The organism is Chitinophaga oryziterrae, from assembly GCF_009758125.1.
In the GTDB taxonomy this organism is placed as follows: Bacteria; Bacteroidota; Bacteroidia; order Chitinophagales; family Chitinophagaceae; genus Chitinophaga; species Chitinophaga oryziterrae.
This window is the reverse complement of record NZ_WRXO01000002.1, coordinates 986,983-1,011,641: the sequence shown is the minus strand read 5'-3', so window position 1 is coordinate 1,011,641 and position 24,659 is coordinate 986,983. Positions and strand designations below refer to the sequence as shown.

The 24,659-nt window shown below is 40.0% G+C and carries 22 protein-coding genes; 9 read left to right on the top strand and 13 right to left on the bottom strand.

The features are described from left to right. From GO495_RS11600 to GO495_RS11580, 5 genes are all read right to left on the bottom strand, one after another. Nucleotides 1-3,354 (bottom strand): SusC/RagA family TonB-linked outer membrane protein, encoded by a 3,354-nt coding sequence (locus GO495_RS11600; RefSeq protein WP_157299835.1) that lies wholly within the window; start codon nucleotides 3,352-3,354, stop codon nucleotides 1-3. Nucleotides 3,355-3,382: 28 nt separating this feature from the next. After that, a complete protein-coding gene (locus GO495_RS11595) occupies nucleotides 3,383-4,393 on the bottom strand; it encodes a FecR family protein (protein WP_157299834.1) in 1,011 nt (336 codons plus the stop codon). Between the two features lie 55 nt (nucleotides 4,394-4,448). After that, nucleotides 4,449-5,003, bottom strand: a complete 555-nt coding sequence (locus GO495_RS11590) for an RNA polymerase sigma factor (RefSeq protein WP_157299833.1) — start codon at nucleotides 5,001-5,003, stop codon at nucleotides 4,449-4,451. A 214-nt stretch (nucleotides 5,004-5,217) separates the two neighbouring features. Beyond that, nucleotides 5,218-6,006: a hypothetical protein gene (locus GO495_RS11585; RefSeq protein WP_157299832.1), complete on the bottom strand. Its 789-nt coding sequence runs from the start codon at nucleotides 6,004-6,006 to the stop codon at nucleotides 5,218-5,220. A gap of 160 nt (nucleotides 6,007-6,166) precedes the next feature. After that, nucleotides 6,167-6,373 carry a hypothetical protein gene (locus tag GO495_RS11580; protein WP_157299831.1) on the bottom strand — a complete coding sequence of 69 codons (207 nt, stop codon included), beginning with the start codon at nucleotides 6,371-6,373 and terminating at the stop codon, nucleotides 6,167-6,169. A 163-nt stretch (nucleotides 6,374-6,536) separates the two neighbouring features. Between GO495_RS11580 and GO495_RS11575 the strand changes: the two genes are divergently transcribed. The 6 genes from GO495_RS11575 to GO495_RS11550 all read left to right on the top strand — a co-directional run bounded on the left by GO495_RS11575 (nucleotide 6,537) and on the right by GO495_RS11550 (nucleotide 10,826). Further along, nucleotides 6,537-7,289 carry a hypothetical protein gene (locus GO495_RS11575; RefSeq protein ID WP_157299830.1) on the top strand — a complete coding sequence of 251 codons (753 nt, stop codon included), beginning with the start codon at nucleotides 6,537-6,539 and terminating at the stop codon, nucleotides 7,287-7,289. Between the two features lie 244 nt (nucleotides 7,290-7,533). Further along, complete coding sequence (locus tag GO495_RS11570; protein WP_157299829.1) at nucleotides 7,534-8,193, top strand: hypothetical protein; 660 nt, start codon at nucleotides 7,534-7,536, stop codon at nucleotides 8,191-8,193. A gap of 260 nt (nucleotides 8,194-8,453) precedes the next feature. Beyond that, the gene (locus tag GO495_RS11565) at nucleotides 8,454-9,194 is read left to right on the top strand and encodes a hypothetical protein (RefSeq protein ID WP_157299828.1); all 741 of its coding nucleotides are present in this window, start codon (nucleotides 8,454-8,456) and stop codon (nucleotides 9,192-9,194) included. Then, nucleotides 9,136-9,798, top strand: coding sequence for a P-loop NTPase family protein (locus GO495_RS11560; RefSeq protein WP_157299827.1), 663 nt, complete (start codon nucleotides 9,136-9,138; stop codon nucleotides 9,796-9,798). The genes GO495_RS11565 and GO495_RS11560 overlap by 59 nt, the downstream gene beginning before the upstream one ends. Nucleotides 9,799-9,801: 3 nt before the next feature. After that, nucleotides 9,802-10,407: a hypothetical protein gene (locus GO495_RS11555; RefSeq protein WP_157299826.1), complete on the top strand. Its 606-nt coding sequence runs from the start codon at nucleotides 9,802-9,804 to the stop codon at nucleotides 10,405-10,407. Between the two features lie 2 nt (nucleotides 10,408-10,409). Further along, complete coding sequence (locus GO495_RS11550) at nucleotides 10,410-10,826, top strand: N-acetylmuramoyl-L-alanine amidase (RefSeq protein WP_157299825.1); 417 nt, start codon at nucleotides 10,410-10,412, stop codon at nucleotides 10,824-10,826. 104 nt (nucleotides 10,827-10,930) lie between these two features. Here GO495_RS11550 and GO495_RS11545 read toward each other — a convergent pair whose 3' ends face one another. The 5 genes from GO495_RS11545 to GO495_RS11525 form a co-directional block, all read right to left on the bottom strand. Then, complete coding sequence (locus tag GO495_RS11545; protein WP_157299824.1) at nucleotides 10,931-11,422, bottom strand: hypothetical protein; 492 nt, start codon at nucleotides 11,420-11,422, stop codon at nucleotides 10,931-10,933. A gap of 143 nt (nucleotides 11,423-11,565) precedes the next feature. Then, the gene (locus GO495_RS11540; RefSeq protein ID WP_157299823.1) at nucleotides 11,566-12,633 is read right to left on the bottom strand and encodes a hypothetical protein; all 1,068 of its coding nucleotides are present in this window, start codon (nucleotides 12,631-12,633) and stop codon (nucleotides 11,566-11,568) included. 606 nt (nucleotides 12,634-13,239) lie between these two features. Beyond that, nucleotides 13,240-13,623 (bottom strand): hypothetical protein, encoded by a 384-nt coding sequence (locus GO495_RS11535; RefSeq protein ID WP_157299822.1) that lies wholly within the window; start codon nucleotides 13,621-13,623, stop codon nucleotides 13,240-13,242. A 370-nt stretch (nucleotides 13,624-13,993) separates the two neighbouring features. Continuing rightward, nucleotides 13,994-14,266 (bottom strand): DUF7710 domain-containing protein, encoded by a 273-nt coding sequence (locus GO495_RS11530; protein ID WP_157299821.1) that lies wholly within the window; start codon nucleotides 14,264-14,266, stop codon nucleotides 13,994-13,996. A gap of 261 nt (nucleotides 14,267-14,527) precedes the next feature. Then, nucleotides 14,528-14,938 carry a hypothetical protein gene (locus GO495_RS11525; RefSeq protein WP_157299820.1) on the bottom strand — a complete coding sequence of 137 codons (411 nt, stop codon included), beginning with the start codon at nucleotides 14,936-14,938 and terminating at the stop codon, nucleotides 14,528-14,530. A gap of 1,019 nt (nucleotides 14,939-15,957) precedes the next feature. Between GO495_RS11525 and GO495_RS11520 the strand changes: the two genes are divergently transcribed. Next, on the top strand, nucleotides 15,958-16,377 hold the full coding sequence (locus tag GO495_RS11520; RefSeq protein WP_157299819.1) for a hypothetical protein: 420 nt from the start codon (nucleotides 15,958-15,960) through the stop codon (nucleotides 16,375-16,377). Nucleotides 16,378-16,704: 327 nt separating this feature from the next. After that, entirely contained in the window at nucleotides 16,705-17,076 is a 372-nt protein-coding gene (locus GO495_RS11515; protein ID WP_157299818.1) for a transposase, read from the top strand. A gap of 56 nt (nucleotides 17,077-17,132) precedes the next feature. Here GO495_RS11515 and GO495_RS32370 read toward each other — a convergent pair whose 3' ends face one another. Next, nucleotides 17,133-17,264 carry a hypothetical protein gene (locus GO495_RS32370; RefSeq protein WP_276611809.1) on the bottom strand — a complete coding sequence of 44 codons (132 nt, stop codon included), beginning with the start codon at nucleotides 17,262-17,264 and terminating at the stop codon, nucleotides 17,133-17,135. 19 nt (nucleotides 17,265-17,283) lie between these two features. Beyond that, entirely contained in the window at nucleotides 17,284-21,138 is a 3,855-nt protein-coding gene (locus tag GO495_RS11510; RefSeq protein WP_157299817.1) for a DUF5977 domain-containing protein, read from the bottom strand. 1,017 nt (nucleotides 21,139-22,155) lie between these two features. On the opposite strand from GO495_RS11510, the gene GO495_RS11505 reads away from it, so the two are divergent. Further along, the gene (locus tag GO495_RS11505; protein WP_157299816.1) at nucleotides 22,156-23,532 is read left to right on the top strand and encodes a Fic family protein; all 1,377 of its coding nucleotides are present in this window, start codon (nucleotides 22,156-22,158) and stop codon (nucleotides 23,530-23,532) included. A 249-nt stretch (nucleotides 23,533-23,781) separates the two neighbouring features. Here the strand turns inward: GO495_RS11505 and GO495_RS11500 are convergent, their stop codons facing one another. Then, on the bottom strand, nucleotides 23,782-24,468 hold the full coding sequence (locus GO495_RS11500) for a DUF3575 domain-containing protein (RefSeq protein ID WP_157299815.1): 687 nt from the start codon (nucleotides 24,466-24,468) through the stop codon (nucleotides 23,782-23,784). Nucleotides 24,469-24,659: the final 191 nt, after the last annotated feature.

The following is a 24,659-nucleotide window of genomic DNA, read 5'->3' as shown; positions in this document are numbered from 1 at the left end:
TTAAAAATTAACATTTACACCCATCGTCATTACGCGAACCTGTGGGAACGCCTGAGCTCTGGTCTGACTAACTGTCTGCTCCGGATCAAAACCTTTGAATTTTGTAATGGTAAAGGCATTTTGCACATTTCCGTAAAGTCTGAGCGATTTGATACCTGCACGAGAAAGAATTCTCGGACTTATGGAGTAGCCCAGTTCAACATTTTTCAGACGTAAATACGAAGCATTTTCCATGTAAAAAGACGAATGAATGTTATTCCGGACACCGTCCAGTGTCAGTCGTGGTAAAGTGTTGGATGGATTCTGTGGTGTCCATCTGTTCAGCCACCACGAGCCCATATTTGCAAAACCGCTGAATGGAGTAGCTATCTCATAATAAGTATAGCCCTGAACACCCTTCACTCCTTGTAAGAAGAATCCCAAATCAAATCCTTTCCATTCCGCATTGAAATTGAAGGCATAGGTGAGATCAGGGAACTGGCTTCCAATTATTTCCCTGTCATTATTCATATCAACTACGTTATCCTTATTCAGGTCTTTATACTTGATATCACCTGGTTGTGCTGTATAGTTAGATACCTTCACTACTCCTGGTTTCAGCGTGTAAGTACGATCGGCGTAGGCTACTGTCGGATCGCTGTTATTTTGCCAGGTAAAATCTGAGATCTGGTAAATTCCGTCCATTTTATATCCATAGAATGAGTTGATAGCTGCACCTACTTTAATGGCTTTAGGAGAAGTGAGCTGCTCAGCTACATTCATACTGGTTATTTTATTCACTATATGAGAGGCATTGATCGTTCCTCTCAATTTAAGGCCATTCGAGAATTCCTTTCTGTAGGTCAGGGAGGCTTCGATACCCTTGTTCTGTACTTCTCCGGCATTTGCATATGGCGCAGACAATGCCATTGTAAGCGGTATAGGTTGGATCAGCAATAAGTTCTTTGTTCTCTTGTCGAAATAGTCGGCAGTAAATTCAAAGTTATTCTTCAAAACCAGGTCTACACCAAAGTCGAGCTGCTGTGCAGTTTCCCAGGTCAGTTGTTTATTGGTCATAGCAGTAACAGCTACTCCTGAATATAAGGTACCACCAAGAGAATAGTTCCGTCCTGAAGATAAAATATCGCTTCCGTTGTAATAGGTGTTTATATTCTGGTTACCCAATCTACCCCATGAAGCACGCAGTTTAAGATGGCTCAGCCAGTCCAGCTTTTCCATAAATCTTTCCTTTGACATTACCCAGCCTCCGGAAAAAGAAGGGAATGTACCCCATTGATTTCCCTGCGCGAACCGGGACGAACCGTCTCTTCTGATATTTGCTTCAAAGAGATATTTCCCGTCGAAATTATAATTGATGCGACCAAAATAGGAACGCAATCCAAGATCGTAGCTCCCTGCATTATTGGTTTGCGTAGAAGCGTCTCCCAGGCTAAGCACCCGCTGTGTGTTATTAACAAAGTTGGCACGGTAGCCGCTTTCCCAATCGTAAGTGAATTCCTCTTCGGAATAACCTCCGAGAACAGTCACCTCATGTTTCCCGATAGCCTTGTTATACTTTAAGAGTGAAGTCAGCAATGTCTGAACATCTGTTTCATTGGTAACGGTTAAATTTGAAGCCAAATCAGTGGTAGAGCCACTTTCATTATACAATGTTACATTTGCATGAAACGCATTCGCCTTGGAGGAGGTCACGTTATACCCATAGGTAACCTGAGCGCTTAAACCATTCAGGATCTTATATTCGCCTTCCATTTGTCCGCTGAAATTGTAACGTTTTGACTGCGCGGTACTCCCTTCTTTAATTTCACCATAGAAATTCCTTTCCCCGTTCACAGACACCCATTTTCCATCCGCATTTTTTAGAGGATGAATAGGTGCAAGGGTCGCGTACCACTCCGCACTCCACAGATCAGTAGGTTCATTTTTAACACCCAGATTACCGGCTAATTTTGCTGAAATTCTTAACTTTTTATCTTTTAGGAAATAGCCATCAATATTCGACCGGAAGTCCGTCTTCTTATAATTGGTCCCAACAAGCACACCATCCTGGTTCAATTGACCAACCATGAATGCGTAGTTAATATTATCAGCTCCGCCAGAAAGGCTCAGGCGGTGATTCCGGGTGGACGCATCTCCATAGTATACCTTAAAATAATCGATGTCCGGGAACATCGGATCATTATGTGCCGCATATTTCTGGATGGTAGCATCGGGATATACGATAGCGCCACCTGAATTTAAAGAAGCCTCATTATAAAGTGTTGTATAGTCAACGGAGTTTAGGACATGAGGTAGCCTGGTGGGGCTTTGCGTGCCGATATACGCGTTGTAATTAACCTTTATTTTTCCGGCAGTGCCTTTTTTAGTGGTAACCAGGATCACTCCATTAGCAGCCCTGCTACCATAAATGGAAGATGAAGCAGCATCTTTCAACACAGATATGGACTGGATGTCGTTTGCACTGACATCGTTTATATTGCCCGGAACGCCATCTATTAATACCAGTGGAGAATTATCACCAAATGTACCTACCCCACGTATATCAATTACAGCACCATCATCTCCCGGTTTCCCTGAACTTTGCAGCGCATATACACCAGCAACGGTACCCTGCAAAGCCATACCGGCATTCGTTAATGGCCGGGTTTCCATATCTTCCATTTTAACTACTCCAACAGCGCCTGTTAAGTTCGTTTTCTTTTGCGTACCATAACCAACCACCACTACATCGTTCAATATTACATTGGTTTCCTCCAGCACTACTGTGATGTCGGAGGTATTCGTCACCTTTACTTCAATGGATTGGTAACCCACATACCTGATTTCCAGTACATCGCCCGGCTTCGCATTAATTTTGAATTTGCCATTTTCATCCGTCATTGTACCTGTTGTGGACCCTTTTACTAAAACCACTGCCTTAAAAACAGGATGTCCGTTTTTGTCCACCACTTTTCCGCTCACGTCCGTCCGGGTTTGATCTGCTGTGATATTCCTCTGATTCTTTTGAGGCGGTATTACTGTAACTATATTTTTCGACCATTCAAAAGAGGCGCCTGATTGTTTATTTATTTCGGAAAGGAGTTCTTTTAACCTGAGTTTCTTAGCCGATACTTCTACGGGCTCATTCACGTTCAATTCCAGCGCATCATAAGCAAACCTCACACCGGTCTGTGTTTCCGCAATAGTAAACAGTTCAACTAATGAAAACTTCTTTTTGTTCAATTTAATAATAGAACCGATATAATCCTGATCTCTCTCAACAGGTCCGGCTTTTGCATTCTGATACAGGGAAATCGCTATCATTAGGAAAAGTACATGCAATACTTTCCCTTTGAGTATAGCTAGTCTACTCATGGCATTGTTCATTTAGTGTTAGGAATATTTAATGAATCGTTATTACATTTCCATTGGTTGTAAATGAAAGTTGTTTTGACAGGCAAATGCTCTTTACTAGTTCTTCTGGTGAAATTTTGGTAAATGATCCATTAAATCTGAATGCCGTTTTATGGCTTAGATTTATTAACCGGATATTGTACATCTTATCAAAGCGGTCGGCTATTTCCTTAAAATCTGCATTCTTAAATACAACGATGCCCTGTCGCCATCCTATTTCTTCGTTTATATCGAACTTCGTTTTCCTGAGCGATAAATCTGACATATTTAAAACGCCCATTTCGGAAGGTGTTAATGCTATTGTTTCGTCTGCTTTCTTTAATTCAACCCTACCCGTAACCAGTGCCACTTTTGTCTGGCCTTTATCCGGGTAACATTTCAAATTGAAAGAAGTGCCGAGTACAGTGACAGTGAGGTTATTGGTGATTACATGAAAAGGGTGCTGCGGATCCTGCTGTACGTTGAAGAACGCTTCGCCAGTTAGCTGCACTTCCCTTGAGGAGCCGGTAAATTTCGACGGATACGTTAACTTACTATCAGCATTCAGTTCTACTACTGAACTATCCGGAAGCGTAATTTTTGCGAGCTGGCCTTTGGGGACGTATTTTTCTATTATCGTCACCTTTTCCGGTTGAAGAGGAGCGGATTTTTGCAAGGCCAGATACACAATAGCACCCAGTGCTATAAAGGTCAGGGCCAGTTTTCTTCCGAGTCTTCGCGGTTTAGGTCTTTCATTGTGGCATAAATCGCTATCCAATGAAAGAGCATTTAATGTATAGGCAAAACGTTGTTGTTCTTTCTGAAATTCAGATTCAGAAATCCGCACGGAGAAGGCGTCAATATAATTGTTGGCTGATATGACAATGTCCAGTTTTTCAGGATGGAGTATTATCCATTCTGTCCAGAATTTAATATCCTCTTCATTTTCCTTATAATAATAACGTAGATACGACTCATCTGTGATGAAATCCACAACGTGGTACGATAAATAGTCCTTCATTCCGTGGTTTACTTAATAGTATGACGGAGGAACCTTCATTTTTTACCGGAAAATTTTAAGAAATATGTTTAGAGGCGAAGTGATGCCTGAGGCGTTTAACTGCCTCATAGATGCAATTATAAATCGTACGTTGCTCACAACCAACCAGTTGCGCAATTTCTTCGTAGTTTTTATTCTCGAAAAAACGTAAACGTATTACCTCTTTTTGTTTATTGGTTAAATAGGAAAGCGCTTCTTTAAGGGTTTTACGGATGGCTTCCTGCTCCTGAAAAGCAATAATGACTTCCTCGTATGAAAGTTCATGTTCGTCATCCATTCTTAAAAAGGCGGTTTCAAGCTGAGATTCTTTCTTTAAAGCATCAATCACCTTTCTACGTACACAGGTGCTGATATATCCCCCAACAGAGGTTACAGGCGGAAGTTTGTCGCGATTAACCCAGATACTAATGAAAGCTTCGTGAATACTGTCTTTTACCATATCCCGATTTGTACAAATAGAGAAGTTTGCAGAAAAGAGGTTGTTATAAAATGAATTATACAACTCTTTTAATGCATTCACATCTCCCGACCGCATGCAGTCCCAAAGCTCGGTGATCTTAAATGTTTGCAATTTAGTAGTATGGCACGTGGATAATAAGTGTCAAATTACCACTTATTTTATTTTAAGCAAATTTTTTTTAGGGAGTGAGGGAATTTTGGGTTTAAACCCATACCGAAGTGCTTTTAATAGATTTAATGGCTTTTCCGGTATGCAATGTGATATCATTCGTACGAATTGAAAAGAGGCGATCTTAAATACAGGCGCTCAAAGTTTAGGATGACAGTTACCCTACTATCAATATCCTGGCACAGCCTGCATATTTCACCGTGTTTACAACATTGTTGCTGATGGGCGTACCCATTTCCAATCCCACAGACAGTATAAAAGTCCAGGAATCATCCGGTTTCTGTCCTCCTTCTAATTGTAATTCGATACGTTCTCCAGTATAATTCTGTCCTGCTGGCTGCCACGCTGTATAAGCCGCTGGTGCAGCATCGGTGTCATTTTTTGTAAAAGCAGGATAGTTATAATGCAGGTCTGTAACAGCCTGCAGTGAAATTACAAACCGGAATAACGGATACTGCCAGGGAATGAACAGGTTTATTTCCGGCATCAGGTTAGGCAACTCTACCCATGCACTACCGGTTTCTCTTATAATTTCACATTTCAACGGATGTCTTACCACGCCATCAAAAGGATTCTTTTGCGTAATGCGGAATCCCTCCAGGAGGTCCCTGTGCTTCGAAAGCAGAATAGACCGTTGTCCTCTCGGATTTGCGGTATCCTGCAACTGCATTACTTTGCATAATCTGGAAAATTCAGCGGCGATATTGTGGTCTGCAAGATGTCTTACAAACAGCAATGCCCATCTGATTCTGGCGGCTGCCCTGCCGCAACCTTTCCACTCGAGATTATTCTCCCGTGTTCTTTCAAAACTTTTAGCTGTTTTGATTTTATTTTTGGATACTCCTTCTGCCCTTCGGACAAAAGTACCATCCATATCTTTTCTTTTGTAGGCAGACAAACCTCCGATTTTTCCGGTGAAATCGATACCTTCTCTAAGTCGGGCCATATGCTGTGTAATGTATACTACAATTTACTTAAAATCTCCTGGTAAGACAAGTATAAGTTCCCTATAAGCCCCCCTTAAATAAGGTGGGCTTATAGGGGACTATGAGGGGGCTATGAGGGGGCTTATATGGGGCTTATACTACCTTAAGCATTGCTTTGTCTTAGTACTTCAGAAACGGCAATACTACTTCTTCGGGTATCCCCGTCACCAGACAAAAATCCTGCATTGTCACAAATTCCTGTGGTGCTTTCCCCAGTTGTTTTTTTATTTGTTTTAAGAGCCGCCGCGCGGCCTGGTCTTCCTTGCCGGTAATGTTTTTCACGTCTTTCACATAAACTACGGCTCTATATGGAATAGGTGGTATCATACTGTTAAAATTGATCAAAAGTGATTAAATATAATATGGACGATCGGCACATTTTTTTAGTGTTATCATCAGGCGTATTATTGTAAAAGGTTACTGCAGGAACCGGGGTTTAAGTATAACGTACCTACGTAAACGTTATACACAAATTTACAAAATTTTAACCATGGCCAGACAATTAGGAATAACAAAATTAGAGGGAACAATAGGAGATATTACCTTCTATAAATCCAAGGACGGGATGATGGCACGACAAAAACTAAGCGTAAGTGCCAATCGTTTATCGGATCCGGCATTCGCCCGTGTAAGGGAAAATGCGCAGGAGTTTGGAAGGGCCGGTAAAGCTGGTAAGCTGGTAAGGTCTGCCTTTAACAAACTTTTATCCAAAAGTGCCGATGGCAGAGTAATCAGCCGTTTGTTGCAGGCTATTATGAACGTGCAGAAATCGGATGCCACAAGTGCGCGTGGAGAGCGTAATGTCTGGAGTGGAAATGCCAAGCTCCTGAAGGGATTTAACTTCAACATTAATAGCCCGCTCAGTACTGTCATATCAGAACAGTATACGACCACGATCAACCGTGCAACGGGAGTGGCATCGGTTTCTATTCCGGCTTACATTCCGCTGGATGCTATTAAAGCACCTGAAGGGACTACTCACGTTAAACTGATAAGTGCCGCTGCGGTAATAAATTTCTTAAGTGAAACTTATCAGTCAGTATTCGCAAGTAGTGCTGGAATAGTCTATGGTATGCAGCAGGAAGCCCTGCTAACGCTCACGCATAATCTGCCGGCGAACAGCATAGACCCAATATTTCTGGTGCTGGGAGTTGAATTTTATCAGGAGTTTAACGGTATTCTATACCAGTTAAAATCAGGTAGTTTCAATGCCCTTACAATCATCGCTGTTGATGTAGATTAACAGTCAGGGGGTGTGTCAAAAATAACTGATACACCCCCTTTTCATTTTGTCGCAAATATATCAGGAAAGCATTAGTTACTTTTAAGACAACTTTTTTGCTAAAATGGACAAAAGAAAAATTTTGCCAGAATATTAGAAAGCATAAATTAGCTGTCATAAAAATTTACTAAAATGAAAATAGATATCGCAAGGTCAGTAACAACCAGGTCTGAAACAGGAATTTTTAATCGTACAAATGATCATTATGTCGACGTCAGTTATTACTCTGACCAGTATTGTTTACCACCTTTGCAATGTAAAAGAAGATAACCTTAGAGACAAGAAACAATACGAAGCTCAGAAAGCCGCGCTCTTAGCGGAAATCCACACTATCAGGGAAGCCATTGTTATAAATGCCGCTTCGATTGTTAACGAAGAGGAGCACCAGCAGTTTATCAAACATAAATATCGTATACTAACATTACTTGAAAGTTTGTTAGAAGAGGCAATTTCCCAAAAAGGAAACAAATTTTCTTTCACCACACAATTGCTGAAAGAAGTCTTATCTCACACCGGAGTACTTAATTACTTCGTACGGTATCATTTTTCGCAGACATCAAATGTTCGAAAGGAAGGCTCCTCAGCTTCTGTCCGGAACTTTACTGCTGTAGAAAAAATGAAACTGGATATCTCTGCAGCAGGAATGGCAGTTCTTACAAAAGCATTTGTAAAATCAACGCCACATATCTCCAGGAAAGCTCAGGAGGAACTTATACCCTTTGTAGTTGAGAATTTTACTTCCAAACAAACGGATGATCTGGCAATTACAACGTTTAAGAAGAATTACCGTCATCCTGAACGGGCCGCCATTGACGATGCAATCGGGTTTCTTACCCGGATGATCAGCCATCTCAGAAAACTATAAATATTTATTTTTCTACAATTTATTGATAATCAATAAGGTGCAAGGGGGTGCGAACCCCCCTGCACCTGTTCTTGTATTGATTATTTTTTTTGATTTGCATAAAAACATCCACATATGCAAACAAACATCCCCCTGGCTCAAAAAGAGCAACAACAAGTAAGGAAATTTATCTCCCCTCTCAAAAAGACAAACCTGCCAAACCGTAGAATACTGCGGCCACAGAACTATCAGCAAATTCTTAAACGCAAAAAAACTAAACGATGAATTACATTCTTCATATGCAAAATTTCTACTACCTGGTAGATAGGGATAAACGTCTGAGACCCTGTCACATTACCTTGTACATCGCACTGTTCAATATCTGGAACAAGTACCATTTTACGCCTGTATTCAGGATCTCACGTGACCTGCTGATGAACAGCAGTCGTATAGGCAACAAGAATACGTTTGCCCAAACGCTTAAACAACTGCACGAATACGGCTACATTATCTATCAGCCGGAGCTGCACAAAGGGCATTACCCCAAAGTAACAGTTATCCGGTTAACTGATCATGAGATTATGAAAAATCAGTTGAATCTCTTCCCGGAGAGTAGTACCACTTCTGATACCGGGGGTAGTACCACATCTGGTACAGGGATAGTACCAGATCTGGACAAAACAGGTACCACTTCTGGTACCGAAGTAGTACCAAAAGTGGTACACAATAAAAAACAATCTTATAAACAATGCAAAACAAATGAGTGTGAGACACACGCGCCAAAGTATCCATCCATGCAGGAAACTTTAGCCTGGTTTGATAAAGAACATGCAAACGCAGAAACGGCCCTCGCCTTTTTTTACCACTATTCAGCCAACGGCTGGATGATGGGTAAGCAACCCATCAGAAAATGGCAGGCAGCGGCCTCAAAATGGCTTTTAACAACAAAAAAATCATTCGGCAATGAGCGACCAAATCCTCTCCACACAAAGAATAACAAAAACTATTCAAACCCCCTATGACTATCATGAGATCTTACAACTCATAATAGCAAAGGGAAAGGAGATGTTCCATCCGGATTACGATATCGATGATATTGATCGCGCGCCCATCCTGAAACTGATGACCTACTTCCTTCAGGATGAAAACCTGGCCGATCATCTGGGAATAGACCTGTACAAAGGGCTGATCATCAATGGCCCTGTCGGATGTGGAAAGACGGCTATCATGCGCATCATGCGGGCACTGGTATCACCTCGTGAAAGATTTCTCATCCGTTCCTGCAGAGAAGTAAGCCTGGAATTTATGAGAGAGGGTTATATGGTGATAAGTCGTTACAGCAAACAATGCTTTGATATCCAATCAGGTGCTCCGCGCCCCAGTTGTTTTGATGACCTGGGACAGGAAACAGACGTAAACTATTTCGGTAACAGCATGAACGTAATGGCAGACATCCTCTTCCATCGTTACGACCTGTTCATGGAAGCACACATGATCACTTATCTCACCACAAACATGGATGGGGAAGAACTGGAAAAACGTTACGGACTCCGGCTTCGCAGCCGCTTACGGCAAATGTGCAACCTGATCGCTTTTTCCCCGGACAGTAAAGACAAAAGACGCTAAGAAATGAAGGAACACATCATCATTATTCTGTTATTCATATTCATCACTATTATAACACTAAGAACATGTTTTCACAAACAGGAATATATCAACGTTACACAGGACAGTGCAGTATACTGGAAGGACAAATACAATACGGAACATATCAGCAAAATGGCCGGCAACATAAAAGTACCGTCCGTTTTTTTAAACGCTGTAAAGAACCAGACGAAGCAGAAGGACGTCCGGGAAGCAACCGCCATCGGCACCACGGCTTCGGGCTTCCTGCATCCAGCGGTAGACACCGTCTATCTGCCGGATTCTACTACAATATACAAATTACGCTTCCATAACCGCTGGCTGCACCTTACAGGCGAAATAGGAGAAGAGCCGGTTATTAATTACCGGTTCACGGATTCGATTATCATCACCGCTTATCAGCGGCATAAAAAAACTTACGTAGATGCTTATAGTCTGAATCCAAATGTTCACTTAACAGGTATTACTGCGCTGAGGATGATAAACAGGCAACATTTTTCAATCGGCCCATATGCCGGTTACGGATGGAATGGAAAAGCGTTTACACCTTCTGTAGGGATCTCGTTACAATATTCATTTATAAAGTTCTGATTATGCGAAACATAAAATATATCGTTATCCACTGTACGGCAACGCCGCCTTTAACGCCGGTTGCCGCCATACAGAACTATTGGAGAACACAGCTTCACTGGAAGAATCCCGGGTATCACTACATCTTACCTGCAGATGGTACTATACAGCAATTGCTTGATGAAGAGCTGGTTGCAAATGGCGTTGCAGGTTACAACAATGTCTGCATTCATGTTAGCTATATCGGCGGTGTCGACGGGGATAACAATCCTCAGGATACGCGAACACTAAGCCAGAAAGCTGCTATGTACTATATGGTTTGTGTGCTGAGAGAAAAGTATCCCGCGGCTGTTATTCAGGGGCACAGGGATTTCCCCGGTGTGCACAAAGCATGTCCGTCTTTTAATGTGAAGGATTGGCTAAAGGAATTTATACCGTAATTATCAGAAGGAAAAATAAAGTTTAGACTCAAGCAGGGACTTTCGAATAAATAATAATGCCGCAGGGGTTGCCTGCGGCTAATATAATTCAATCAATCCACACGTTAAACAATCAGTGAAGTAGCTCTATCAAATGAAGTTTTGCCTCTTTCAATAAAACCAATTAGCGGACTATCCTGCAATACTGGTTGCTGTCTTACGTATTGTTTATACCCTACAGATTTTAATGCTATATCACCTTGCTGAGTTGCAATCGTCCAATGATACTCCGTTTCTCGTTTTATATACTCTGTATTAATTGGACGCCGTGGATTGCTTCTGGTTATATCTGAAATTTGAAGTTCAAAAGGCGCTGAAATTTCAACATCAAGCTTTAAGTCATTCACATTTTCAAAAACCAATGTGCACGGAGAAACCCAAAACTTAAAATATCCATTGGCTTCTGTTGGTTGAACTAATTCAAAAGTATAGTCAATATCAAGTATAAGCTCATAATTAATACCAAATGAAATTGAATAGATATAGCTATCATGCCATCCCATTGCATCAAAGTCCTCCTCTGTCCATATAGCTTTCGCTAGTTTGATGTTTTCCATATTCTATTCTTTATTTTTTCATTCAAAATAACTATAGACTAATTTACCGGACCCATTTCCAATATTAACAAGTCAAATCCAACCAAATTTTGTTTCATTAAATATTCATTTTTTCTTCTACTCTAGTAATAAAGGAATACCTTTTATTTTTTCAGTAAAATCAAACTATCCTTCATTCGTAACGCTCCCACATAAAAATGACAATTAAAATCAGATTTATTGGGAGTAAATTCGATTGCCAGTTTAGAATTCTGTTTGGTAACAGACAAGCCACAAATCTGATAAGTATCTAAATATTCATCGCTTTCATTTGCCCCCTGATATTTGATAGACAATGATTTGCTGAAATTCAGACTTGAATCTGCTTCAATAAGATTTAGATCACTAACAAAGTAAAATTTGTTATTAAATACTACAGGATTACAAGTATTGGATAATTTCTCATGATACTGTCTAATTCTTAAGCCATTCATCTGTATAACAACCGCAACCCCTTCATTCGCGCCATCTTCATTATAGAAAGTATACATACTGAACAAAAGAAAAGTCCCATCATAAAATATTTTTGATATTCCATCAATATTCTTTTTCCCAAAGATTAAAGTGCTATCGGTCTTAATGGCCAAATCATATGAACCCTTCTTATTTTCATTTAGGCTAACACTAATTCGTTTGTCATTTAACTCTATATTTCTGTGGTCGTCCAGAGCGAATGGACTAACCCCTTTTTCAAAATTGCTTGTAAAACTGGCAGTATCTATCCTATTTGTCTTCAGTTGAGAGGCTGAATTCATTGTTATTTTTTTTAATAATGAATCTCCTTTATTAATAACTTTAGTGCTTTTGTCATTCCTATTATTACAACTACAGAGTAATAATATTATGAGATGAAAAGAAATTGTATTCAAATTAAAGAGTGAGATAAGTATTTGGACTTTACTTTTCATGCTTAAATATTTATTCCTTCTTGAAGTTCCTTCGATATAATCTACTACAGCTCTTACTTCTTCCTGGTTGCCGATCTCCTCTACCAGTGGGATTATGAGGATTAGGTTTATAGTCATATATATGATCTGACTGTTCATCCTGAAGAACTCCCTCTCCCTGGTATCATGATTATATTCTTTTTGAACATTACCACATGGTCCATATTTCTTTATGGTAGTACCTGGAACATCAGTTTGAGTTGTATTAGATTCGTCTTTATCCAATATCCCAGCACTGGCGACCAGCGCAGATCTAATAGATAAAAGCTGTATCTACATCTTCAAATATCGCATAAACCTTTTGAGAATCATTTATAACTTTTATCACTAAAATGGAGTCCAATGATTATTGTAATTGATAAAGCAACAGGCAATTCCTGCTGCTTTATCAATTACAATAGCCTAACTTACCTAGAAACTTGTTTTTTAAAAAAGAATGCAAATATTAGTTGCCCTATTAATATAAAAATAAGAAATTGAATAAATATTACAAGAAGTTGTTGTGTAGGATCCGCATACAATATACCCCAGCTTATAAAGTTGACAGGCACCGTAATTAGCAATACCCATACCACCCATTCTCTGTAAAATAAATTATCCGGATACATTGACAACACGGATAACGTTCCCAGGCCAACATACAAAAAAGCTATTAAATATGCATAACCATATGCGGATTTCGTATTCATAAGATAAATGGTTTATTTGGATGGAGAATTAGTAACTCCGTGACTACTTATTATATACCATGTTAAAAACCATTCTTATATTCATAACAAAAGCTGCAGGAAAAATTGTACCTCCGTTTTTTTTAAGTATACTAATACAATTTTATTTCTTAAATGCGTAATAGAAACCAGCCATTGAAAATAAAACAAAAAGACCTATCGTGAAAAATCCCCAATAAAGAGGATTTTCCTCAGGAAATAAAAAGCGATCCCTCTCTCCTACCAGACATTTCAATTTAATTTCTTCTCCAACCTGGAGTAAATCTCTTGTATTTTTATTTATTGATTTATGGTATGTATTACCATTCAATTCAAAATACATAAACTCATTTTTTGTAAAGTATGTCCCCGGCAATTTTATAATTTTCACTGTTACAAAATTGCCATTCATATATACATCATAATCTTTTTTGAAGGAAATACTCACGGGTATTAATAGCAGCAGAAATGCTACGGCGGGAATCAGATATATTAATTTATTTTTCATTTACCTTTTTGATGTTCTTATAATATTAGTATTATCTCTTGTTTGAGTCGGTTGAGGAAGATTAAACTTAATCTGTGATGCGTTACCATTTCTATCGGATACCTTCTCACTTACAATACCTGCAACTCCAGATATAGCCGCTCCCGTAGCCGTCTTGGTATTAGCATTGATCGTCTTTGCGCTTGCTAAAACAGATCTGGCTTCTGTATATCTGTGAGGATATCAAATTTATTTTCCTTTTGACTTCTTCCCCTGGAGTATTTATCAGATAATTTTGATGCTCAGAACAACCAGGCGCTCCTGCTTAGGATCGGGCATAAAGGAAAGCCGGCTCATCGATTTATGAGCCGACTTTCCTTTATACTTTCTATTAGTCTCTTTTACCATCTTCGTAATGAAAATGTTCCAGACTTGCAGAACTAAACTTGCCTATGAATTCAGAGCTACGATGCTCTTCCCTCTTTGGAGTGAAAAAACCATTCCCAATAGCCCAATCATAAACGCTTATATTTATTGGATAACTAGTCAGAACGCCTGTCAGCTTATATTTATCTATCCATTTTTCGGCTTCTTCTATATCTTCAAAAACACCACTTGCAAAACGGCTATTAGAACCATTAAAAATCCATATGTTTTTTACCATAGTATGCTCTATTTAATGTTATAAATAATAAAGCCCTTACGATTTAGATAAGGCCTTACTGCAGATATCCTGGCGGTTTCGATTGATTACCTTGTAGGTAAAACTAACCTCGTCCTGAATAAGGCTATATTAACACCCTGCCCTAGGAGTCCAGGGTATATATCCTCAACCATATTAATATGATGATTCTGGACTTTTAAAATAAAGCAACTTATAATCACACATGAAAAATCCGCAGGCAATGCCTGCGGATTCCATTATTTACAAATTACTATCATCCCAAGAGGTCATTAAGCTCTCTCCGGGTAGAACTGTGCAATATTTTAACAAGCAATTCAATTCTTTATCTGTCAGGTGATCCAGCCCAAAAGTAAATAAATATTCATCTCCCTCCGATTTGAATACATAGTTGTTAGTAAAATCCTGATCACCACTGATATCTGGAGGATAGGCACTCTCTCCAAATAACAATTCTACGCACTTACTTTCAAAAGTTGGACGCATATATGGTAAAGACATCAACAACTTATTGTATGGCAGATTTTCAAAATAACAAATCCTTATTCCGACGATTATTTGTTCATCTGCCCTAAGCCAGTCAAAAAAACCAATAAACCCATCATTTTGCTTTGAACTCGAGTCTTTATTATAAAATACTCCGTCAATCTTCAATATATCGGTACTGATTATTTTATTGACATAATATAACCTGTACATACTTTTGAGAAAATGAACTATTAACATTTTTAACCTATTTAAGTAGATAATTCAAAATTTTTGCTTAATGGCTTGTGTGCGTGCAGGATCAGGCACCTGGTATGTAAACCCTCGCGTTTAAACAAATATCCGGTTAGCTGTCTTTTACCAATTTTATAAAATAAATAGCCAAACATAAATAAGAGTACAATAGCTACTGCTATATTCTTAATCATAATATTACTCATTTGATTACCAAACTTAAGAAGATAATAATTCTTTATCACACCTTGATTCCCACTTGTTCTTGTCAAATCAGTTAACTGATTTAATGTTTATTCTAAGCTACCTATACTAGGAGTAGGCTTAGTTCTATAATCAATTACCGCATTGCCATCAGACATTACGTCATATTGGGGAATCATATCATACATATCATGTGGTTTCGGTCTGATTAAATCAATATCTGTAATAACCATTACCTATAACATACAAAGAACTGGCAATCAGATACATGATACATCCTGATGCCCTGGTAAGAATACCTGGCCGGGGCTTTTGAACATTAATTTTTTTTGTAAGTTCGCTATTCAAATTAGATTATTATGCAAGATGTGCAGGTCCATCACTGGCCCATTGAAGAAATAAGAGAAAGATTGCTCCAGCTACTCACAGGCAGCCCGTTATAATACAGACATCAACGTTCACAGCCTTCTGCAGAAAGACGCAGTAGCATACGCACAAAGCCCGCGAAACAAGTTCTACCCGCTTCTGTATGGGCGCTGCCTGGAGGGAACTATGCGATAACCGCGGCTTCGATCATGTACTGGACATGGTAAAGGTATAAACGAAATGGGGATGGAAGTTTGCTGTACCCCGGGGTATGCTTACTGAAACCCAGGCACAGAAACTGACTGATGCAGGTCTGTACGCTTATAACCACAACCCTGGATACTTTCATGAATACTACGAACAAATCATAATTACCTTATATAATGAAAATGCCCTGGAAATTTCCAGCGCATTTTTTAACCTATCCAATATTTATGTATTTTCCTTTCATTATTATGGGCATCTTCTTTTTCATGCCGCTGGCTCTCATTTTTTTTTCTGCAACAAAACGTAGCATGAAGAAAAGCATCAACGCTGTACTAAACCAATATAATTATAAACTTGTCGCATTCAGGCGTACAAGTAAACGATTCACTCCTCCAAACTTTACTATGCCCACTTCATGGTCATGGCAAAGACAGGTAAGCGGTATTGGAAGTCCTTCAGAAAGAATACAATTTAGAGAAATATCTTTCAAAACTTCCGACAACAGAATTGCAAAAAGCCTTGTAATGATCGTAACTCAACAAAGCACTCCTTTTACCCATAAACTCTTCTTTCAGAAAGATCTTAAACAGGCATAAATCATTTCAGCATAAAGCTATGTCCCACCTCTTTCGCAAGCTTTTCATAACTGGGATATTTGTTCTTGTTTGCAAAGAATGATATCATAGCTTGTAAAAATCAGACAAATATAAAATCGAGACTATAATCTTCATACTAATGTGATATATAATTTACAAAAATAGCTCGTTTAACATCAATATATTTTACTGAAAGCACGTTTGAATAGAGAGATCTTATTGATTGTAAAAATCAATACCACTCCCCTCCTAGGTAAGCATTCGACGCGGAGCATTCATCAACAACATTGATCAGATACTAACTTTGCGTTCGAAAGAATAGCAAACATGAAACAAAAAAAATCTTCCGTAGCCGGTCGCAATCATTTCAGTGAGCAGGAGATCGTTTCAGCTCTTGAACAATTTACTCAGGCAGGTAACGTTAGTGTGAAGGATTTTACCACTGCTTTTCAGATATCGGCGGCCACTTTTTACAATTGGAAAAAACGTTATCGCCATCTTTCCTACAGACAGAGCCTGCAGAACATTAGCACTACCTTGAACCTGGCGAACCCCACTATTCTCATTCACAAGGGCGAACTGGTCATCAAAGAGGGCGAAGTTAAGGTATGCTTTGGGTTTAGTGGAAAGATTCTGCGAAGTATCAATCTGTTTCAAGCTATTGAATACACCAGGAGTAAGACCGGTGCTGATAGCTGATCCAATACCAAAGGCCCCGTGAATTCCGTCACTAATCCCTGAACCACTAAAGGCATTTAAAATCGCTGATACCATATCAGGCTGGGTCGCAATCGACGTAGGACGTAGTTCCTGTCCGTACTGGCCTGTCCGAATGTCCATAAGGGAACAAGCAATACAGGTAATATATATCGTAATAACTTTTTCATGTTGAGATTCATTTAGGGATTATAGAACAGGACAGGCACTGGTATTATACTCGGTATATTCTTCACTATCTGTATTGTCACTGAAATGATAGATATATACACATTTCCATTGCCCATCAGACTGCTGCCAGGAGCCGATATTCACACGGGTACCGGTTGTACAGACCCCATTAATCAGCTTTTTCCCTGCTCCTTCACAGGCACAATGACCATTCGCATTGGCATACGCCTGCGCATTGTCGCGAAGATCGTGTGCCGCCAATGTATCGGCTTCTGCCTGACTTACAGGAGAACGCCATTTGCGGGCATTTACTTTGTATGTAACGAAGGAGCCTAAACCGTTTTCCGCTGCACAATCATTTTTCACTTTTCTAACCGAATCTGCTTTGTTATAAAAGAAGCAATTACCGGTTGTATTCGCGTAAGCCTGTCCGTTTGTAGCAAGATCCAGCCCGGCTTTTGCATTTACATCTGCCTGACTTACCGCTGAAATATATTTACCCGCAGGCACCTTGTAGGTAACTGTTTCCGGCTCTCCGGCAGTACAACCCGTTTTAACTACACTAACTGAAGTATCCCGGTTGTAAAACAAAGAGGGCGCTGAAGCCGCTAATGCACTACCCGCCCCATAGTTATATTTCATGTTCTGCCGGATAGCTCCTTTTTCATCCTTCACATTGACGAGACGGTTCAAACCGTCATATTCATAACTCACAGGTAATCCTTTGGAACTGGTCTGACTGGTCACACCAATCAAAGGGTCATAAGTAAACGTGGTCATCTGTGCATCGGATGGGTATAACCGCAACTCATCTATGATGGCATTAGCACCAGATACGGCCACCTGTGAGGTAGAAGCAGGTAACAGATGTTCATAATAGGTCCATCCATTGACAGTAGAACCGGTCGTCGTAGCGGCAATAGTCGTTGTATTGTTTTGCATTACAGTAACAGCCCCGCTGCGGGACCAATAAGCTACGATCATGGGTTTGTTCACTGCGGTAACAAACAATTTGTATACCCTTCCAGATCCAAGATTACAGGAGCGCTTCCCTGTCATTGCATAGGTTGAAATCACGGTAACATTATCTTTTGTCCAACCACCACCAGAACGGACAGTATCTGTTTCAAAACTGCTGAATACCACATTGCTTTGGTTCGCATTTTGAATGGCCGCTACGATGTAGCTGTCATCATAATCCCACACAAAGGATTGTATCGCATCATTAGCCTTGGCCTGTTCTGTAAGATTGCCCAATCCATCATAACCAAATACGCCCAATGGTTTATAATGACTGTCACTTACAAAAGCGCCGCTGCTGTTAACGGTGGACTCAGTTAAAGTGCTGATCGGGGCAGCTGTTTCCAACCGGTAAGTACTTACCGGAAAAGGATAAAAAGTGCCGTAGTTCGTCACCTGCCCATTGATAAACCGTCGGTTGCTGCCATCGAGGTTCTGACGGTACTGCACACTTTCGATTTCTGTTGTCAGCATATTGTTACTATTCAACACGCTGATGCCTTTGGCCGTATTATCTAACAGGATGGACCCTCCTGGCATTGTATAATCCCCTGCATACTTTTTCCGCGTTATCACTTCTTCATTTCCTGTTGTATAATCTTCGATCAATGTGGGATAGGTATGTACCGTACTTCCATATGTATACTTTCTGGTACTCACTATTAAACTGTCCGTTACCTGATCATATTTCTTTACGATCTGCTGAACCTGTTGTCTTTGTTGCGCATTGAGGACAAATTTGTCCAGTAGCATATTATAATAATAGGTACGCTGTTCGTCACATGGAGAAGGTGGATCGACACTTGAACCTGCACCATAAGCGGTATAGGCATCACCCTGTCTGCACCAATAATAATCCTCATTCTGGGAATAGAGCATCCTGACTTTGGCCATATTGATTCCCCCTACATCAGTATAGGTATAATTGGTGGTCTGCTCCTCAAGCACTTTTCCGTTGTTATCAAAAACAGTTTGTTTAAGCAGATCGCCGTTCCTGATATCTTCGTCGTAAGGGTTAAATGGAGCCGTGTTATATTCATACACTGTTTTCCCCATCCTGGTTCCCGTGAATACATCGATCAGCGACTCGGTAACCCGTGTATACCCGATATGGCTTCCGTGAAAGGTGCCTAGTCCAAAAATAGAATTCGCGGAAACGGTCTTTTTCCATATAGTATAATCAGGGTTTAATGGATTAACCCCAAGATGATAAAAACGGCTTTCTGTCAAATACTTTGGATATCCGGCATCAGATTTACCGCTTGTTGAATCATTCTCCAGTTTGTATTCAAAGATTTTCGCCGTTGCTTTCTGCCCACCCGCAGCATAGTCTGTTATTTGCTTAATTCTGAGCCCTCCGACTTTACGGGAGTAATTGGTATACACACCCTCATTAAGTTCATAGTCAAAAATCGTATAGCCACCGGTTGGATAACTCATTTTATTGAGGATTGCGTAGGAAGAGCCTTCCAAGCTGGGTTCCCTGTTAGCTCCGTCTCCATAAGTACTTCCATTAAAGTCAACATTGGGAACAAGACTTTGATTAGCAGTAGCGGCATTATAAAATCCCCAATGATCAAGAGAATTGGGAAAGCGCTCGGGCATTGTCCCGTTTGTATTGTATTCAAAACGATAAGGAGGCTTTAACGCAGTTCCTGATGCAACTGGCAATTCCTGCAAAGAATCCAGGCGTAGACGCTTTTTCGTAAATGTGTTACTATTGTTGGTAAAATAGCTATAGTAAAGGCTGTCGTTTTTTACCAGTTTGCTGTTGTTATTAAGCATACTGTAAACTTTGATGCCCTGTAGTAACCTGATCTCCGGGAAATCGGTATCCTGCCTTACATTTGCTACAGATTGGAAATCCACATATGATATAATACGCCCATCCCGCAACAATGTTATACGTTTAAGGAACTTTCGCCTGGTATAAGTTGCAGGCGGCTGATTGGTATACACATAGCTGTCGAAGCTTATCGCGTTATATGTAGTCTGGGCTGCTTTCTTAGAATACGTAACTGATTTATTAGTTTGAGTATTCTGTGTCAGCAAATGCTCTCCCGTAGTATAATATTCAAACAATAGTTTTTCGCGGCCATTGACAGATGTTATCTGACTAAGATACCAGCTGGATGGATAACTATAACCCGTAATGGCAGGAGGATCTGTTCCTTCATCATCCCCCAGGATCAACCTGGTACTTTCAACATCGGCAAACGTATAAGTACTGCCCTGCTCATCCCTGATTTGCATATAGCTGTTGGTACAGTTTATACAGTGGGTGATATCCAGGTTATTCCGGTCTTTTTTCAGCACAGAATAATCGGGCAGCAGAAAAAATTTACCTGCATTGCCTGTAAAATTATACGTATAAAAATCCGGATCAGCTTCTTTAAGTCCTACCTTCAGATCATGTATAAAATCCTTCTCCACAAAAAAGTTACCTGAAGAAGGGAAGGTCAGGTTATTTGTACCAAAGTAGTTTGTCTCATTATCAGGATTGCCTGATACAGAACGGGAGACTACACCTCCTGCATTCAATGACCAGTTCAGGCCCACCCAGGTAGCAGGATCTTCCGGCTTAAAGCCGCCGGCATTATAGCTGAGAGAAACCGGCAGGGACAAAAACTGCCCTTTCAACTCATACAACGGAATACTCACATTGGTTGTACCTGTAAATAAGCTGACAGGCATATTACCATACCTTCCCAGTTCAGCCGCTTCCGGCGCTGGTGGTATCACCTGTTTAGCTTTAAATTCAATACGCGACAGCTCTACATTCATATTGGGGACCTGCGCCCATAGCCGGGGACTGGCTATTAGTAACAGTACTAAGTATAAATATTTTTTCATCTCTATTTCTTTGAAGCTTTTAATTGATCTATTTGCTTTTGCTGTTCTATCAGATATAGGGTTAATTCTTCCACCTAACAACCATGCTTAACGCCATAATTCGTGCTTTATATGTTAAAAATTATATCCCATTCTTAATTTGATTGCACTGACCTGGTCCAGATACCTGTCAGATAATCGGGTTACCTGCCGGGCAGTCCTGCCATGGGCTAAGCGCCCACCAGCAAGGGTAATACACAAACAGCTCATTGCTACAATGAGATAGAGAATACGATAACGCATGTAGATTGATTTACTTTATTTTGTCCCTTTAAAATTGAATACAGTTCATACTAAATCTCCATTACAACATAACAATAGGATTTTGCGCAGATTAATTTTACATGATAGTCATTTATTCAGGTAAGGAATTTATCTTGATGCAAACCTAAACGAAAAGTACGCGGCCTATCTGCGCAATTAAAAATACAGTCAGGCCAAATATTTATAGTGTAAATGACTTTGCAGTGCTACCTCTTGCCGGAATCGCGTGTACATGGGCAATGCAAGACCAGCTCATTAAAGCAATGAGAAAAAGAATGCGATGATACATGAGGGTTCGTTTGAACAATATTGTACTTGTTGAATTGTGCCGCTATATAGCACCAGTATATAATTTACCTCATATGGGTTTCATAAAAGGCTACTGATCAGAATAATCCAATAGAATTGGGATATGATGTTTAAGCTATTGCCACTGATCAACGGTTCTTCTTCAGTTTTCCAAAGCAATTTTAGTGATTGGTTCATTTTTAAGCCTTGTTCATTTGCAGTGAACAAGGCTTAAAAATGAACATTTTTCTGATCCAAATTAGCTAAAAACGTATTGCAACATTAAGTGATTTGATGAAATTTAAGCGACAAAGCAATCGTTTTCGCGACAAAAAAGTGTCGCAATCTTCACTTACGCGACAAAAATGAGGTATATTTGTCGCGAAAGTGTCGCGAAAAACATTATTTGTCGCAAAACAGGTCAAAATGAGCTCAAGTCAACGACTTATAAACCAAGAATTAAAAAGTATTGAAAGCACCCTCTCTCATTTTAAGCAGGGGCTCTCTATTGAAGAAATTCGGGCTCAGGTAAATATAGAACTGCGCACCCTGCAACGGCGATTGGAAAAGCTACAGGAACAAGGTCGTATACGAACTTCCGGTCAGGGTCGTTCTACTCTTTATTATCTCGTTCAGGAGACGCCGATAATAGCACCAATTGCAGTAAATGACGACATCATTCCTTTATCCGCTGAAGGACAAGACATCAAAGCGATAGTTTCCCAACCCATCGGAAAACGCCATCCTGTTGGTTATAATATTGATTTCCTGCATAGCTATCGTCCCAATATAGATAGTTACTTAACACCATCTGAAAAAAAGAAACTCGCAGCATTAGGCAAAACAGTAAGCCTTAATCAACCTGCAGGGACCTATGCGAAAGAAATTCTGCAAAGACTGCTAATAGATCTGTCCTGGAACTCAAGCCGTCTTGAAGGAAATACTTATAGCCTGCTCGATACACAGCGTCTTATCTCTCAAGGCCATGTCGCTGATAATAAATCAGCAGCAGAAGCACAAATGATACTTAACCACAAAGACGCCATTGAATTTATCGTGCAAGATGCTGAAGAGATCGGATTTAACCGTTATACACTTACGAACTTGCACGCTTTGCTATCCAATAACCTGTTACCTGATCCCGCTGCATCAGGCAGGTTGCGTAGCTTCGGCGTTGGCATCACCCATTCTGTGTTTACACCGCTTGGTATACCGCAGCAGATCGAAGAAATGTTTGAATTGCTGTTGCAAAAGGCTGAACAAATTGAAGACCCGTTTGAACAAACATTTTTCGTGATGGTTCAATTACCCTATTTGCAACCTTTCGATGACGTAAACAAGCGGGTATCACGCCTGGCCGCCAATATTCCTTTGAACAGACGGAATCTTTCGCCATTGACATTTGTAGATGTACCTAACGATATTTATATTCAAGGCATCATGGGCATTTATGAACTTAATCGTGTTGAATTGTTCAAAGATGTATTTATATGGGCTTATGAGCGCTCTGCCCAGCGATACGCTGCATTGCGTCAGTCTTTAGGGGAACCAGATCCGTTCCGGTTAAAATACAGGGATATAATGCGGGAAATAATTACTGAAATCATATCCAATGCAATGTCACATAGTGAAGCTATGAATGTAATTGCTTATAAAGCTAATACTTTACCAGCCGGTGATCAGTCCAAATTTATTGAAATAGTAGAAACAGAACTGCTCTCTTTACACGAAGGGAACTTTGCACGTTACCGGGTTAGACCATCAGCGTTTAAGGAATGGAAAAAAGTTTGGGAAACGCAGTAGAAGCGACGGAATAATAAAGATCATACATCTGCCAAAGAAAAAAGAAACTATAACTTTTATAACGTAACCACTTTGACAAAGAATACAAAATATTGAAAATAAGTCAAACAGACAAGAGTATTGGGCTATGGAAAATAAGACCCTGATATCATTCTGTTCCATAGCTTGCAGATGTTTTCCTGTTCAGGAATAATATAAAAAAAGAGGTTGTCCTAAAACAACCTCTTTCAAAATATATACAACCCATTCCTAGAAACGGACACCGAATTTCAATCCCCAGGTGAGATGCGGGTACATCCCATCTTTCAGATCAAAAACACCATCATCATTATTGTAACTATTATCATAAGCACCTTCAACATATGGTCTGCCGGTACGTTCTTTATGTCTTAACCCAACGCCTCCGTAAGGTTCGATAAAAATGTGGCGTTCATCATCTAAAAACTTCTGCATCCCGATGTTAAAAGAGCCGGCTATTATTTTTTTATGTTCGGTATAAGGTACCGGCTCAATGTTTATATACTCCGTACCATTGTAATATTGTCCGCCACTTGTTGTTTTATCGTAATGCACGTCTTTGTACATCGCCATTAAACTGATATATCCCCTGAAGCTGCGACGGCGGCCTCCGAAATAATATTTGATCTGTGGCTGGATACGGTAACCCGTGTGGGCGCCTTCGTCAGCACTATATACTTCAGGTAAAGTGTACAATATGGCGGTAGCATCTACAGCTACGGCCCAATTTAATGCAATACGGTATTCCAGTCCCAGGGTAGGCCCCCCTTCCAGGTCGAACAGGCTTAATACGTTCGTTGATACCATTATCCCTGGTTTTCTTGGGAATTGTCCTTCTTTGGGGTAGCGGGAACGCTGCCCGTAAGATAAGTTTGCTAAAAAGATGATAGTACAGAAAATAGGTAGAAGTTTCTTCATGTAGTGTATGTTAGTGAATATTAAACGGATGCAGGTTGCTGATTGTTACTTTCGAGGGAACAAATATAATACATTAAATCATAAAGTGTAATAAATGGGTTTTCATATTTATTGGAGTACTTTCTGTGTGCCATAACGGGATATTCCTGCCAGGCAAATGCCCTTAGGCAGAAATTGACTAAGTTTGCATT